The organism is Nocardiopsis quinghaiensis, from assembly GCF_008638365.1.
Lineage (GTDB): Bacteria > Actinomycetota > Actinomycetes > Streptosporangiales > Streptosporangiaceae > Nocardiopsis > Nocardiopsis quinghaiensis.
This window is the reverse complement of the sequence record NZ_VWVU01000020.1, coordinates 95,439-110,357: the sequence shown is the minus strand read 5'-3', so window position 1 is coordinate 110,357 and position 14,919 is coordinate 95,439. Positions and strand designations below refer to the sequence as shown.

The 14,919-nt window shown below is 72.2% G+C and carries 12 protein-coding genes; 7 read left to right on the top strand and 5 right to left on the bottom strand.

Going from position 1 to position 14,919, the window contains the following annotated elements; genetic code table 11:
• The first annotated feature begins 9 nt into the window (after nucleotides 1–9).
• Nucleotides 10–1,665: a DUF7800 domain-containing protein gene (locus tag FYX01_RS19820; protein WP_150243575.1), complete on the top strand. Its 1,656-nt coding sequence runs from the start codon at nucleotides 10–12 to the stop codon at nucleotides 1,663–1,665.
• A gap of 144 nt (nucleotides 1,666–1,809) precedes the next feature.
• Here the strand turns inward: FYX01_RS19820 and FYX01_RS19815 are convergent, their stop codons facing one another.
• Nucleotides 1,810–2,895, bottom strand: a complete 1,086-nt coding sequence (locus FYX01_RS19815) for a hypothetical protein (RefSeq protein ID WP_150243573.1) — start codon at nucleotides 2,893–2,895, stop codon at nucleotides 1,810–1,812.
• A 319-nt stretch (nucleotides 2,896–3,214) separates the two neighbouring features.
• Nucleotides 3,215–4,489 (bottom strand): PucR family transcriptional regulator, encoded by a 1,275-nt coding sequence (locus FYX01_RS19810; protein ID WP_150243571.1) that lies wholly within the window; start codon nucleotides 4,487–4,489, stop codon nucleotides 3,215–3,217.
• 255 nt (nucleotides 4,490–4,744) lie between these two features.
• Here FYX01_RS19810 and FYX01_RS19805 point away from each other — a divergent pair, with 255 nt between their 5' ends.
• The 5 genes from FYX01_RS19805 (at nucleotide 4,745) to FYX01_RS19785 (ending at nucleotide 9,785) form a co-directional block, all read left to right on the top strand.
• Complete coding sequence (locus FYX01_RS19805) at nucleotides 4,745–5,722, top strand: ACP S-malonyltransferase (RefSeq protein ID WP_150243569.1); 978 nt, start codon at nucleotides 4,745–4,747, stop codon at nucleotides 5,720–5,722.
• A gap of 2 nt (nucleotides 5,723–5,724) precedes the next feature.
• Nucleotides 5,725–6,681 carry a beta-ketoacyl-ACP synthase III gene (locus tag FYX01_RS19800; RefSeq protein ID WP_150243567.1) on the top strand — a complete coding sequence of 319 codons (957 nt, stop codon included), beginning with the start codon at nucleotides 5,725–5,727 and terminating at the stop codon, nucleotides 6,679–6,681.
• A gap of 108 nt (nucleotides 6,682–6,789) precedes the next feature.
• The gene (locus FYX01_RS19795) at nucleotides 6,790–7,029 is read left to right on the top strand and encodes an acyl carrier protein (RefSeq protein ID WP_150243565.1); all 240 of its coding nucleotides are present in this window, start codon (nucleotides 6,790–6,792) and stop codon (nucleotides 7,027–7,029) included.
• A 130-nt stretch (nucleotides 7,030–7,159) separates the two neighbouring features.
• A complete protein-coding gene (gene fabF / locus FYX01_RS19790; RefSeq protein WP_150243563.1) occupies nucleotides 7,160–8,398 on the top strand; it encodes a beta-ketoacyl-ACP synthase II in 1,239 nt (412 codons plus the stop codon).
• 214 nt (nucleotides 8,399–8,612) lie between these two features.
• Nucleotides 8,613–9,785 (top strand): EAL domain-containing protein, encoded by a 1,173-nt coding sequence (locus tag FYX01_RS19785; protein ID WP_150243561.1) that lies wholly within the window; start codon nucleotides 8,613–8,615, stop codon nucleotides 9,783–9,785.
• 53 nt (nucleotides 9,786–9,838) lie between these two features.
• On the opposite strand, the gene FYX01_RS19780 is transcribed toward FYX01_RS19785, so the two are convergent.
• A complete protein-coding gene (locus FYX01_RS19780; RefSeq protein WP_150243614.1) occupies nucleotides 9,839–10,729 on the bottom strand; it encodes an SGNH/GDSL hydrolase family protein in 891 nt (296 codons plus the stop codon).
• 753 nt (nucleotides 10,730–11,482) lie between these two features.
• On the opposite strand from FYX01_RS19780, the gene FYX01_RS19775 reads away from it, so the two are divergent.
• Entirely contained in the window at nucleotides 11,483–13,831 is a 2,349-nt protein-coding gene (locus tag FYX01_RS19775; protein ID WP_150243559.1) for a hypothetical protein, read from the top strand.
• 213 nt (nucleotides 13,832–14,044) lie between these two features.
• Here the strand turns inward: FYX01_RS19775 and FYX01_RS19765 are convergent, their stop codons facing one another.
• Nucleotides 14,045–14,431 (bottom strand): metal-sulfur cluster assembly factor, encoded by a 387-nt coding sequence (locus FYX01_RS19765; protein ID WP_150243557.1) that lies wholly within the window; start codon nucleotides 14,429–14,431, stop codon nucleotides 14,045–14,047.
• Complete coding sequence (sufU, locus tag FYX01_RS19760; RefSeq protein ID WP_150243555.1) at nucleotides 14,431–14,907, bottom strand: Fe-S cluster assembly sulfur transfer protein SufU; 477 nt, start codon at nucleotides 14,905–14,907, stop codon at nucleotides 14,431–14,433. The genes FYX01_RS19765 and sufU overlap by 1 nt, the downstream gene beginning before the upstream one ends.
• Nucleotides 14,908–14,919 lie beyond the last annotated feature (12 nt).

Sequence of the window (14,919 nt, the reverse complement as noted above, 5' to 3'; positions counted from 1 at the left end):
GGGAAAACGGTGACTGCTTCTTTACGTCTGGGTCCCCTGCTCAGACACGCGGGGCCGACCACGGCCACGGTGTGGGTGGAGACGGACGCTCCCTGCCTGGTACGCGTCGTGGTCGACGGTGAGGTGACGGCGACCGCACGGACCTTCACCGTGCACGGCCACCACTACGCCGTGTGCACGGTCGAGGGCCTGCCCTCCGGGGCGGTCCTGCCCTACGAGGTCTTCCTGGACGAGGACCGGGTCTGGCCCGAGCCCGACAGTCCCTTCCCGCCCAGCACCGTGCGAACCGTACACCCGGACGCGCCCACCCGACTGCTGTACGGCTCCTGCCACACGCCCACGGGCGACACTCCCGAGGGCGTGGTCCGCTACGGCCCCGACATGCTGCGCGCCACCGCGCGGCGGCTGGCCCACGAGCCGGTCGAGGGCAATCTGACGCTGTTGCTCATCGGCGACCAGGTCTACGCCGACGAGGTCCAGGAGCCGATGCTCGGCTTCCTGCGCCGCGCCCGTGAGCGGGAGGGTTCCGACGAGGCCCCCGTGGACGAGGTCGTCTACTACGACGAGTACGCCGAGCTGTACCAGCAGGCCTGGAGCGATCCCCAGGTGCGGTGGCTGATGTCCACAGTGCCGACCCTGATGGTCTTCGACGACCACGACATCCGCGACGACTGGAACACCTCCGCCGCCTGGCGACGCGCCATGGAGGAGCATCCCTGGTGGCACACCCGTGTCACCAACGGTCTGGGCACCTACTGGGTGTACCAGCACGTGGGCAACCTCTCCCCCGAGGAGAGGGGCAAGGACCCCCTGTGGACCGCCGTGCACGACTCCGAGGACGACGCCGCCGAAGCGGTCGACGCCTTCGCCTGGCGGGCGCACACCGAGCCGTCGGAGTACCAGTGGGGCCACCGCCACGACATCGGTTCGGTCCGGGTGCTGGTGGTCGACACCCGGTGCTCGCGTGCCCTGGGCGAGGACGACCCCTCCGACGGGTCCCGGTCGATCCTGGGCCCGCAGGGCCACGACTGGCTCGACGAGCACCTCGCCGGCGGCCCCGACCACGTGGTGGTCGCCTCGACGGTCCCGGTCCTGCTGCCCCACGCGGTGCACCACCTGGAGAGCTGGAACGAGGCCGTGTGCGCGGGCGCCTGGGGCCGGTGGCCGCGCGGGCTGGCCGAGAGGCTGCGCCAGGACATCGACCTGGAGCACTGGGCCGCGTTCCGGTACTCCTTCCGCCGGCTGTCCGACGCGGTCGGGGAGCTCTCACGCGGCGAGCGCGGCCCGGCACCGGCCACCGTGCTGTTCCTGGGCGGGGACGTGCACTTCTCCTACCTGGCGCGCGCCGAGCACAGGGCCGGCGGCGGCGAGAGCCGGGTGGCCCAACTGGTGTCCTCACCCCTGTGCAACCAGGCGCCGACCAGTATGCAGCGCATGGTCCACCTGTCCGTCCGCTGGCCCCTACGCCTGGTCGGACAGGCTCTGGCACGGCTGGCGCGGGTTCCCCGACCCGGCCTGCGCTGGAACGTGGAGAGCACGCCCTACTTCGGCAACACCATCGGAGAGGTCTCCTTCGAGGGCCGCGAGGCGCGGGCCTCCTGGTACCACTGCCCCGAGGGCGGCGCCGACTCCCTGCCCCGGGTGCGCCTGCACACGAGGATCTGAGGGGCTTCGTCCCCGCCCGAGGGAATCCCCCGCCCGGCGGAGCGGCCGTGCGCGCTCACGGGCCCGGCCGCTCCGGCACGTGGTAGTCCTCCCCCGGCTCCCGCCGCGGACGGTGGGAGAGGACCACCCGGGCCCCGGAGCGCGTCAGGGCTTGTTGGCGGTCGGACGGCGGGTGGACGGGGCGCCGCGCCGGGTCCTGCGCACCGCCAGGCCGAGCGCGCCGCTGCCCTGTGCCAGAAGGGAGCGGGCCCGGTGCACGGTGCCGCGAGGGGTTCGGGAGGAGGTGCCGGGACCGGAGCCCTCATCCTTGCCCGTGCCGGTGTCGGACTCCTCGCCGGTACCGGTGCCGCGGTCGGTGGCGTCCTCGTCACCGGACTCCCGGGTGGTGCCGGTGTCCGCCTCGGCGCCGTCCAGGCGCGGGAACACGCGGGTCGGCCCGACCTCCCGGTCCGAACCCAGGCGGGGCAGGGTCTCGGTCGGTTCCTCCTCCCCGTCCCCCTGTCCGGAACCCAGCTTCGGGATCACCTCGGTCGCCTCATGGGCCGAGCGGCGCCCGTCCAGCGTGTGCTTCGAGGCGGCCGGGGCAGCGGAGGCGTCGTCGCCGTCCGCCTGCTCGGTCTCCTCGCGTACGACCCGCTTCCAGGCCTTCTCCTCCTCCTTCTGGCGCAGCTCCCGGCCGGCGTTCTCGGCCTGCCAGGCGCGCCAGGTCTTCACCAGGGTCGTGATGACCGGCCAGGTCACCTTCGCCGGGCGCGACAGCGCGTGCCACAGGTAGGCGGTGGTGCCCCACGCCTCCATGGCCCTGCGCGCCCTGGTGATGGTGAAGAAGGTGGGCATGGCCAGCAACAGCTGCGGCCAGGCCAGCACCAGCGCGGCGAACAGCGGGTACATGCCGCCTCCCGCCACCGAGGCGGCGGCGCCGAGCACCACCGGCACCAGCGCCAGGGCGATCCGCAGGCCGGTGAACTGGCGGAAGCGGTGCAGCGATCGGCGCGCGGACACCGGCGGCGCCAACCCCTCGGGAAGGGGTGTGGGCTGCACGATCAGCGCCAGCAGCAGCGTTCCCACTCCCACGCTCGACGCCAGCAGTATGGTCCACCCGGAGGCGGAGAGCGTTCCGCCGACCAGGAGGTAGACCAGCCCCAGCACGGGCAGCGGCGCGGGCAGCCAGAACAGCGCCCGTCTGCGCAGCTCACCCTCCTGCGTGGGCTGGAGAACGAAATCGATCACAGGACGAAAGAACCGGGAATCCATCCTCGGTCGCTCTGCCACAGCGTTGACCCCCAAAGAAAGAACGTCGTGACGAGGCGGTGCGGGGACCTTCGCCCGAGGGTGATATGCCAACCTCAACGGTTCTATCAGTCACCCGCCCACCACAAAGCTATCCGTTTTCATGTAGTCCCCGGGCACATACGGTCAGTTACCGACATACCCGGTGCTGGTGAAACTTCCCTAAGCGAACAGACATGCCAGGCAACGATCAGGTTACGCCCTATGGTTCCCTCTTGTAACGATGTCCGCTGGCCACGGGCGTTCCGAGGCCGCCGGTTCAGCCCTCCTCCGCCCGGGAGAGCCTTCCGAGGGCGACGGCCACGCGCAGGACGAACGACCCGCGCCCGTCGGAGGGGGTCCGTCCGGTCAGTTCGGCGATCCGGCTGAGCCGGTAGCGGACCGTGTTGGGGTGCACGAACAGCATCCGCGCGGTGGCCTCCAGGGAGGAGGCGTGCTCCAGGTACACCGACAGCGTGTCCAGCAGCGGGGAGCCCGCGCCGAGCAGGGGGACGTACACCTCCTCCACCAGCTGCCGCCGTGCCTCGGCCTCGCCCTGCAGCGCGCGCTCGGGCAGCAGGTCGTCGGCCAGTACCGGCCGCGGCGCGTCCGGCCAGGCCGCGGCGGCGCGCAGCCCGTTGACCGCGGCCCGCACCGAGGACCCCGCGGCCCTCAGGTCCGGAACGGCGGGACCCGCCACCACCGGGCCGGAGCCGAAGAGCCCGGCCAGCGGCTCGGCGGCCGCCCCCGGCAGGTCCCGTACCGGGTAGCGGTCCCCCACACCGACCACCACGACCACGCGCCGTCCCTGCATCCCGGCCAGCACGTCGTGTCCGAGGCGGCGCGCGGCCGAGCGCAGGTCGTCCAGGACCTTGCCCCCGTCGTCATCGTCGCCGACCTCACCGGCCACCGCGATGACCGGGGTGTGCGACCAGCCCAGCGCCGAGCCCCAGGTCTGGAGCCCGTCCTCGTGGTCTCCGTGCAGCAGGGCGTCGACGATCAGCGCCTCCAGCCGGGCGTCCCAGGCACCGCGGGCCTCCGCGGCGCGCGCGTAGACCTTCGCGGAGCTGAAGGCCACCTCGCGCGTGTAGCGCAGCACCGCCTCACGCAACTGCTGGGCGCCGCCGGGAGCGGCCAGCTCCTCCACCTGGCCCTCGACCACGTCGATGACCACGCGGATCATGTCGACGGTCTGCTGGAGGGAGACCGAACGGGTGAGCTCGCGTGGCGCGGTGCCGAAGACCTCGACGGTGATGGCGGGGCGCCCGCGCGCCGGGTTGCGGAACCAGTCGACGAAGGCGGCCACACCGGACTGGGCGACCAGGCCGATCCACGAGCGGTCCTCGGCCGACATACGGCGGAACCAGCTCAGGCGCTGTTCCATGCGCGCCACGGCGGCCGTGCCGAGCACCCCCATGGAGCGCTCCAGACGGCGCACGGTCTCGGCGCGGACGCGTTCCCGCTCCGTCGGGGACGACGCTTCCGCGGCCTCCTCCCCTTCCGGGGTTCCCGGAGCGGTCTGGTCGTCCTGGGGCTGGTGGGGTTCGGTGTTCACACCACCAGGTTCGCATCCCCTCGTACTCTGGTCAGCGGCCTGCCCCATGTCCGCGGTGGCCGGAGGCGGCCACCGCGCCGTCGCCGCCGCCGAACGCGCACGCCGCGTACCGTCGAAAGTGATCTCTCCCACCTGTTTCGTGGCTTGTGGACACGCACCCGACCTCGTTTTGTGGAATCCCCACAAACGGTGTTGAGTGAACTTCGTGTCCCTCCCCCTCTGACTGGTGACCTCCTACAGGGCAAGGTTGATGCTGTGCTTGTTATCGTCGCTCCCGGCCAAGGTGCCCAGGTTCCCGGTCTCCTCTCCCCGTGGCTCGAACTGCCCGGTGTCTCCGCGCAGATCGACGCGTGGTCCGAGACGGCCGGACTCGACCTGGTGCGCTACGGCACCACCGCGGACGCTGAGGAGATCCGCGACACCGCCGTCGCCCAGCCCCTGCTGGTCAGCGCCGGCCTGGTGGCGGCCTCCGCCGTGCTCGGCCCCGTGTCCTCCCCCTCACCGGCTCTGCCCGCCGAGCGTTCCCTGGTGGACGCGGTCGCCGGTCACAGCGTCGGCGAGTTCACCGCCGCCGCGATCGCCGGCGTCCTGTCGCCCAAGGAGGCGCTGGCGCTGGTCGCCGAACGCGGCCGGGGTATGGCCGACGCCGCCGCGCGCACGGAGACCGGGATGACCGCGGTACTCGGCGGCGACCGTGAGCAGGTGCTGCAGGCCCTCTCGGACGCCGGTCTGACCCCGGCCAACGACAACGGCTCCGGGCAGATCGTGGCCGCCGGTACCACCGAGCAGCTCGCCGCGTTCGCCGAGAACCCGCCCGCGCGGGCCCGGCTGCGCCCTCTGCCGGTCGCGGGCGCCTTCCACACCGAGCACATGGCCCCGGCCGTGGAGCGGGTGCGTGAGGCCTCCGCAACCCTGTCCCCGTCCGATCCCACCGTGCGCCTGCTCTCCAACGCCGACGGCGCTGTGGTCGACGGCGGCGCCGAGTACCTGGAGCGGCTCGTCTCCCAGATCTCCTCCCCGGTGCGCTGGGACGCGTGCACACGGACCCTGGCCGATCTGGGGGTGACCGCACTGATCGAGCTCGCCCCGGCGGGCACGCTCACCGGTCTGGCCAAGCGTGCGCTGCGGGGCGTCGAGCTCCTCGCGGTGAAGACCCCCGACGACCTCGACCGCGCCGGCGCCCTCGTCAAGGAGCACGCCGGGTCCCCCGCGGCCACAGACCAGGAAGGCTAACCATGTTCAGCTCCCCGAGCGCTCCCGGAGGCGCGGCGATCGTCGCCTTCGGTGAGTACCAGCCCTCCAAGGTCCTCACCAACGCCGACCTGGAGGCCCGCGTCGAAACCAACGACGAGTGGATCCAGAGCCGTGTCGGCATCAAGGAGCGGCGCATCGCGGGCCCCGAGGACACCGTGGCGAGTATGGCCGTCGCGGCGGGCGGCAAGGCCCTGGCGGCCAGCGGGCTGTCCGCCGAGGACGTCGACCTGGTGATCGTGGCCACCTGCACGGTGGAGGACCAGATCCCCAACACGGCCGCCACCGTGGCCGCCCAGCTGGGCATCGCCGCCCCGGGCGCCTTCGACCTCAACGCCGCCTGCGCGGGCTTCTGCTACGCGCTGGGCGTGGCCTCGGACATGGTCCGCGGCGGCAGTGCCCGCAACGTGCTGGTGATCGGGTCGGAGAAGCTCAGCGACTGGGTGGACTGGGAGGACCGCGGCACCTGTGTGATCTTCGCGGACGGCGCCGGAGCCGCGATCGTCTCGGCCTCCGAGGAGCAGGGCGTGGGCCCCGTGGTGTGGGGTTCCTCCGGCGAGCGCGCCGACACGATCTACCTGCGCGACCACCGGTACCTGTACCAGGAGGGCCAGGCGGTCTTCCGGTGGACCACCACCGAGCTGTACAAGGTCGCCCTGGAAGCCCTGGAGCGGGCGGGTGTGGAACCCTCGGAGCTGACCGCCTTCGTCCCCCACCAGGCCAACCTGCGGATCGTGGAGTCCATCGCCAAGAAGCTGGGCGCGCCCCAGGCACTCGTGGCCCGCGATATCGTCACCGCTGGCAACACCTCCTCCGCGTCCATCCCTCTCGCGCTCTCGCGCATGATCGGACGCGGGGAACTGCCGTCGGGGAGCACCGTACTCACCCTGGGCTTCGGCGCGGGGCTGGTCTACGCCGCTCAGGTGATCAGCATCCCCTGAGCACCGCCCGAACCCGCGGTCACACCGTGCGGAACCGGACCCACGCGTCCGCGGCCCACACGATGTCCCTGAAGCGACACCGAACCACCAAGCAAGGAGAAACACGACATGGCTCACAGCGAGCAGGAGATCCTGGCCGGCCTCGGCGAGATCATCGAGGAGATCGTCGGCACCGAGGCCTCCGAGGTCACCCCGGGGAAGAGCTTCGTGGACGACCTCGACATCGACTCGCTGTCCATGGTGGAGATCGCCATCGCCGCCCAGGACAAGTTCGGCGTGGAGATCCCGGACGACCAGCTCAAGGACCTCAAGACGGTCCAGGACGTCATCAACTTCATCCAGAAGTAGCCCGTCCGGGGCGCCGGGGCACACCCTGCCCCGGCGCTCCACCCGCCGCCACACGCGGCCCTTTCCTCACAACCGCCAACGCCTCCCGGCACCGTGACCGGGAACGACCCACGAGAAGGGCGATCGGATCATGTCCAAGACCGATGTCGTCGTCACCGGCCTCGGCGCCACCACCCCCCTCGGGAGTGACGTCGCGACCACATGGTCCGCGCTCCTCGACGGCCGCTCCGGCATCACCGCGCTGCCGGAGGAGTGGCACGAGAAGCTACCGGTGCACTTCGCCGGGCAGATCGCGCAGGAGCCCTCCGAGAAGCTGCCCAGGCCGCGTCTGCGCCGTCTGGACCGCACCCAGCAGTTCGCGCTGATCGCCGCGCAGGAGGCCTGGCAGCACGCCGGGTCCCCCGAGGTCGATCCCGTTCGCCTGGGTGTGGTGGTCTCCAGCGGTATCGGTGGCATCCTCACCATCCTGGAGCAGTACGACACCTTCCGTGAGAAGGGCTGGAAGCGGGTCTCCCCGTTCACCGTGCCCATGCTCATGCCCAACAGCCCCGCCGCCGCGATCAGCCTGGAGTACACCGCCCGGGCCGGTTCGCACGTGCCGGTGAGCGCCTGCGCCTCCAGCGCCGAGGCCATCGCCAACGGTGTGGACATGATCCGCGCCGGCCGCGCCGACGTGGTGATCGCGGGCGGCACCGAGGCCGCGATCCACCCGCTCAACATCGCCTCGTTCGCCTCCATGCGCGCCCTGTCCACGCGCAACGAGGACCCGCAGAGGGCCTCCCGCCCCTGGGACAAGGACCGCGACGGCTTCGTCATGGGCGAGGGCGCGGGCATCCTCATCCTGGAGTCGGCCGAGCACGCCGCCAAGCGCGGCGCCCACGTGTACGCCCACGCCTCGGGTGTGGGATACACCAACGACGCCTACGACATCGTCCAGCCCGACCCGGAGGGCATCGGCCAGGCCCGGGCCATCACCGTCGCCCTGGACGACGCCGACCTCAAGCCCACCGACATCGTGCACGTCAACGCACACGCCACCTCCACCCCGGCCGGCGACGTGGGAGAGACGCGCGCCATCCGCTCGGCCCTGGGCGACTCCGCCACCGACCGGATCGCGGTGACCTCCACCAAGTCCATGACCGGCCACCTGCTGGGCGGCGCGGGCGCCGTGGAGTCGATCGCGACCATCCTGGCCCTGCACGACGGGCTCATCCCGCCGACCATCAACATCGATGAGCTCGACCCGGACGTGGTCGTGGACATCGTCCGCGACAAGCCCCGGGACATGCCCGGCGGCGACGTGGCCGCCATCAACGAGTCCTTCGGGTTCGGTGGCCACAACGTCGCGGTGGTCTTCCGCCGCGCCTGACCCCGCGGCGCCCACGGCGACCTCCCGTTGCGGCCGGGTTCCCCGTGGTGGTCAAGGCCGAAGGCACCGACGCCCCCGCCGGCCGGCGGGGGCGTCGTCGTGCGCGGGCCACGGTCCGGAAGAGGGCTTCGGCCGCGGAACAGGCCATGAAGGTGAGTTGAACAGCCGAGAACAGGCCTTCAGGTAGGACCGGTTTCCGGTCACCATGAGGATCGTGTCTGCTCTGCATCCCCAACACACTCCCCCGGCGCAGCGGAACGGACCCGGTACGTCCCTCCACCGCTCCCCACGCGCTTCCGCCTACCGGCCCGTCGTCGACCTGGACTCGGGATCCGTGGTGGCCGTCGAGGTCGCCGCCGCCCCGCCGCCGACCGTGCGGGGCTCCCACGCGGAGGTGACCGTCCAGGAGGAGTCGGCCGTGGCCGAGTGGCTCCTGGCCCTGGTGCGGGAGGCGGCCGAGACCGAGAGCCTGCTTCCGCTGGTGCTGCCGATGCCCGCGCGGATGCTGGCCGGCGGGGGGTTCGTGTCGTTGATGGAGAGCCATCTGCGCCGTGCGGGCCGCCGCCCGCGCGACATCACCCTCATGCTCAGCGCCGACCTGGCCGAGCTGGCGAGGCCGACCGTGGTGTCGGGGACCGCCCGGCTCCGGTCGGCCGGATTCCGATGCGGGTTCGGCACGGCGATGGTGCGCCCCGACCTGGTGGTGGAGGCCGCGCCGTTCCTCATGCGGATCGACCCCGCGATCGTGTCCGGGGTGGCCGAGGACCAGCGGCACGCCACGGTCGTGGAGGGCCTGGCACGGATCGGGCGGGGCAGCGGGGTGTACGCACTGGCCTCGGGCGTGCTCTCGGCCGAGGACGTGATGCGGCTGCGACGCTGCGGGATCCGTGTGGGGACGGGCCCGTTCTTCGCCGACCAGGGCTGGCGGCCCGGTGAGCGGGTCGCCCCGGTGCCCGAACCGACCGCCGGTCAGGGCGGGCAGGAGGACGCCGGACCGCGGGTCACCGAGTTCATGGTGCCGCCGGTGGGGCTGGACTCCGACGCCACCGCCGAGCAGGTGCTGGAGTCCTTCACCGGGAACCCCGCGCTGAACAGCATCATCCTCATCGACCACCGGGAGCGGCCGGTGGGAGTGGTCGACCGCACCAGGTTCCTGCTGTCGGTGACCGGCCGCTACGGGCACGCCCTGCACGCCAAGCGCCCGGCGCTGCGGCTGGCGGAGTCACCGCGCACGGTCCCGGCGTGGATGTCGGCGCTGGCGGCGCTACGGGTGGCCGGCCAGGACACCGAGCGGGTCTACGAGGACCTGATCGCGACCAACACCTACGGCCAGTGCCTGGGTGTGGTGCACATCAGCGACCTCATCCAGTCGCTGTCGCGCAGCTGATCCCGGACGCGGCCAAGCCCCGTGGCCGGAACGCGGGGCTCCGCGAGCGCGCGTCAGTCCACGGGTTCGGGGCCCTTGGTGCCCGACGGGCTGCTGGTCGGCATTCCCTCGACGGGGTCGAAGCCGTTGTAGGCCGCCTCCTTGGCCCCGCCCTCCTCGATGGTCCTGGCGATCTCGGCACGGGCGGTCTCGTCGTGCAGGTAGTCCAGCCGGGGGCGCTTGGGCATGCGGCCGTCGCCGGAGGAGCGGCCCATGACGCGGCGGCGCAGCCACGGCACCGCGTACTGGCGGGCCCAGCGACGGTTCTCCCTGCGGCGCAGGATACGAGGCAGCTTCTGGGGCGGGGTGGTCCACGGATCGGTCCAGGACTCGGGCGGACCCATCGGGAAGCCGAGGAGGTCGGCGATGCGCGCGGCGACGATCTGGTGTCCCGCGCCGTTGAGGTGCAGGCGGTCCTCGCTCCAGGCCCGGGGGTCGGTGAGGGCGTTGAGCGCCCACAGGTCGACGATCTCGGTGCCGGTGCGCTCGGCGACGGCCCTCATGTGCATGCTGAACACGGCGATGCGGCCGCGGTAGTACCGCAGGACCGGGATCCAGCCGGTGTCGTGGCCGGACAGGATCACCACGCGGATGCCCGCGTCGCGCAGTCGGCGGATGCCCCACTCGAAGTGGTCGGCCAGACGGTCGAGGTCGTTGCCCGGGCGCAGGACGTCGTTGCCTCCGGCGAGGACGGTGACCAGGTCGGGCTTCCACCGGAGTGTCTGGTCGAGCTGATCACCGAAGATGTGCTGCATCCGGCGCCCACGCACACCCAGGTTGGCGTAGCGGAAGTCGGGGGTGACCGTACCCAGGTGCTCCGCGAGGCGGTCGGCGAAGCCCCGGTACCCGCCGTTGGGGCCGCTGTCGTCTTCCATCCCCTCGGTGATGCTGTCGCCGATCGCCACGTAGGACCGGATGGCGTCCGGTCTGTTCAGGCGGGCGACCGCTGGGGGATTCGTCTCAAGGTCTGTCACGTCAACCAATCATCCGGCTCGACCGTCCCACGCCTGAGCAGCGCCGGGGGCGCGCGTGTACGGCAATCGCTGGTGTCGGGCCGTATTCCGGCCACCGACCCGTGTCCGAACACCGTCGACCCCTGCTCGGCCGCCGGACGCGGCCGCCCGGCCGGAGGTCGTTCGGGCGAGGACAGTGCCCGTCCAGCATACCCACCACCGGTGACAGCCCGCCTGGATCAGGGTGCGTCGACGCACCCCCGCGCCGGCCCCGTCCCACCCGGTACACGGCACGCGCCCGCGGCCCCGGGAGGGGCAACGGACACGCAGGTGTCGTGGACACCGACGACCGATGAGCCCGTGGGCATCCCGAAGTCCGATATGAGGTAGATCACATACCCGCGCAGGTCACAGGCGTGAAACTCCCCCGCCCAGGTGGACACGCACCGTGTTCGCCCGGCGGCACCTCCAGGCCGGGCCCTGCTCGGGGCTACCCATGTGGCCCGCAGGCACGTACGATCTCGGAGAAGTGCTCACGGCACCCCTGTCCCCCGGCTCGCCGTGCCCACCCACGGCGCACCGGACCGGCTTTCCGTCCGGGCCCCACGCGGGTGAGGGGCGCGTACTGTGGTGCATCGAACCGAAGGCCCGTGCGGTTCCTTCCCAATTCACGTGCAGACACCAGGAGGTCGAGGTCCCCAGCGGATGAACGCCGTCTCTCCGATCTGCCTCGTCGACCTCGCGCCCGCGTTGCGGTGGTCGAAGTCGCCGGATGTGGCACCCCTGCTCCACCACGACCGCCTGATCGACGGTTGGTGGTACTCGCTGCCGGTCGCGCGCGTCCTGGACATCGCGGGCCCGCCCTGGCTCGCCCACGGCATCGCCCGCCTGGCGCTGGAGCAGTGGGCGCACGTCCCCCTGGCCGAGTTCCTGCCGAGCCTGCGCACCCAGCCGGTGGACTGCTCCGACCTCTCCGAGCCCGTCCGCGGCGCGGTCACCGCCACCGCCGGGGACTGGGAGCACCTCATCTCCGCCAGTCCCCAGGAGATCGGCGAGTGGCGGCTTCCCGGCTGCGGCGCCATGGACGTGGTGAGCACGGTGGCCTGGCGTGCGCTGCGCCCCTGCTGTGAACTGCCCGCGGGCCCCACGCCCTCCCCCGCGCTGATGATGGAGGCCGTGCGCACCATCACCCACTGGATGCCCGACTCGGCCCCCGAACACGTGCGCAACGCGCTGGACTACCTCAACGCCGCCACGGGCGCCAACCGCGACGCGGGAGGCTCCGGGAGAGCCGGGACCGGCCCGGCGCCGCCCCAGACCCCGGCCACCCGCGCGATCCGCACTCTGAGGGCCCTGCGCGCCCAGCGCGAGGAGAACCCGGAGTCCGGGGCCGAGACCGGTGACCAGCCCATGGCCCCCACCGCCATGGTCAGCTCCGCCGCGATGATCCCCAGTTCCGCCCTGAACTCCGAGGCGGTGGGCGGTGACGGCGCCCGGGCCGACGGCGCGGGCGACCTGCGCTCGCAGTTCCGCAGTTCCCTGCTGGGCCCCGGGCGCACACTGCGCCGCCCCAGCTTCGGCCCGCCCAAGGCGACACGCCCCGACCACGTGGAGGAGCGGCCCCCCGCCCCCGCGCTGGGCCAGCACCCGCTGGTGGACCTGGTGGAGGAGATGTTCCGCTCCTGGCCCGAGCTGGAGCGCACCGTCGCCGCCGAGCGCCTGTTCGCGACCGACCCCATCAGCATCCGCGTGCTGTCGGAGCAGATCGCGGTGGACGTCACCGAGATCCGCACCGCCCAGCGCAAGGTCGAGGAGCGCCTGCTGCACTGGCTCAACGCGCCCGAGGGCGCGGCGATCACCAAGCACCTGCGCGAGCTGTCCGAGCAGCTGGGCTCGGCCACCACCATCGACCGGCTGATCAACGCCCACCCCGACCACCCGGTGGACGTCCCCACCCTGCACACGCCCCTGTGGCGGGTGATCATCACCCTGTTCACGGACCGGCGCATGCACAACGGCTGGCTGATCGCCGACGACCCCAACCGGTTGCGCTGGCAGACCCGCGAACTGCTGGGCGACTCTCCCAGCATGACCGAGGCCGGTATCCGGCTGAGCCGGATCGGCATCCGCCAACAGGAGTTGCGCGCCTGGCTGCTGAGCACTCCGGGAGTGAGTCTGAGGGACGGGCACGTGTTCGTGGACCCGTCGGTTCCCATGGAGGTGCCCACGGGCCACGCGGGCCACACCGCACAGGAGGAGTCGGGGGCCACCACCGAGAACGGACTGCCGATACGGCGCCGCATGGACGGGCAGCCCCAGTCCCCGAGCGAGCCCGAGCCCGTCCACCAGCAAAGACCCGTGCACGACCAGGGCGCCTCCTTCGGCACCGCGGTCCTGGACCCGCACCGCGTCGTTCCGCTCGGGCCGCAGCCCGGGCAGGCCCACGGCGCCCCGCCCCCCGGGGTGCCGGCGGCCGCACCCGCCTCTCACCCGCCTCCGCCCTCACGGCCCGGTGCGAGCGACTCCGCCATGTCGGCCCGCTGCTTCCGCGCACCGGACGGGCGCTGGTGGCACCGCATCGACATCACCGCCGACCACCTCAACGGCGCGCCCGTGGCCGTCCCCAACGGCTACGCCACCCACCTGGGCCTCCAGCCCGGGCGCCTGCTGTGCCTGACCGCGCCGGGGGCCGACCTTCTGGTGCTGGTCTGGCGCGACCAGCCCGCGTTCGACTCCCTGCGCCCCCTGCTGCGCCGCCAGGCCGCACAGCCCGGCGACCGCATGTTCATCACGGTGGCCGGTGACCGTCTGGACGCGCGCAAACTGCCCGCCACCGACCTGAGCCGCTACTCCCCCGCCTCCCGGGCGCTGCACCTGAGCGGGTACACCGCCCCCGCCTCCACCGACGAGGCCCTGAAGATCCTCTCCCGCCGCATCACCGACAACGACGACGAGTCCCTCGCCGACCCGCAGTCGCTGATCGACCTGCTGTCCCTGCGCGGGGACAACGACATCGCCGCGGAGCTGCGCTCGGGTCTGTTCGCCACGCACTAGGCACGGGGCCGCGCGTGTCCGCCGGACACGCCCCGCAGGCACGCGGGCCCGTCACCCTGCGCCGCTTCGACGGCACCCCGGTCACCCTCTGACCCACCACCACGAACGCGGGCGGGGGGGGGGCCCCCCCCCGCCCCCCCCCCCCCCCCCCCCCCCGCCGGGGGGGGGGCCGCCCCCCCCCGGGCCCCCCCCCGCCCGCGTGTGCGTACCGCGTCAGACGTTGAAGCCCAGCATGCGCAGCTGGTCACGCCCGTCGTCGGTGATCTTGTCCGGACCCCACGGCGGCATCCAGACCCAGTTGATCTTGACCTCGCGCCCGAACTCGTCGAGGGCGCTGTTGGTCTGGTCCTCGATGACGTCGGTCAGGGGGCACGCCGCGCTGGTCAGGGTCATGTCCAGCGTGATGGTCGTGTCGTCGGCGTTCACCCCGTACAGCAGGCCCAGGTCAACGACGTTCACGCCCAGCTCGGGGTCGATCACGTCCTTGAGCGCCTCGCCGATCTCCTCGGCCAGCGCCTCCGCCTCCGGAGAGAGGGGCGCGGCCTCGGCGGCCTCGGCGGCCTCCGTGGCCTCGGTCGTTGTCATCTCGTTCTCGCTCATCAGACGGTTTCCTTCTCCAGCGACTGGGACACCGCGTCCTTCCAGGCCATCCACCCCAACAGGGCGCACTTGATCCGCGCGGGGTACTTGGACACCCCGACGAACGCCACGGCGTCCTCCAGCACGTCCTCGTCGGGCTCGCCCTTGCCCCTGGACTGCATCAGCTCCGTGAAGGCGTCCAGGGTGGTCATGCCCTCGGCGACGGTCCGGCCGATGAGCAGGTCGGTCAGCACCGAGGTGCTGGCCTGGCTGATCGAGCAGCCCATCCCGTCGTAGGAGACGTCACTGATGACGGCCTTGTCGTCGAGGACGTCGGTGCCCTCGGCGGGGGTCAGCGCCACACGGAGTGTCACCTCGTCCCCGCAGGTGGGGTTGATGTGGTGGGCCTCGGCGTCGTGCGGATCCCGTAGGCCCTTGTGGTGCGGATTGCGGTAGTGGTCCAGGATGATCTCCTGGTACATCGCGTCCAACTGCATGGTCGTCCTCGC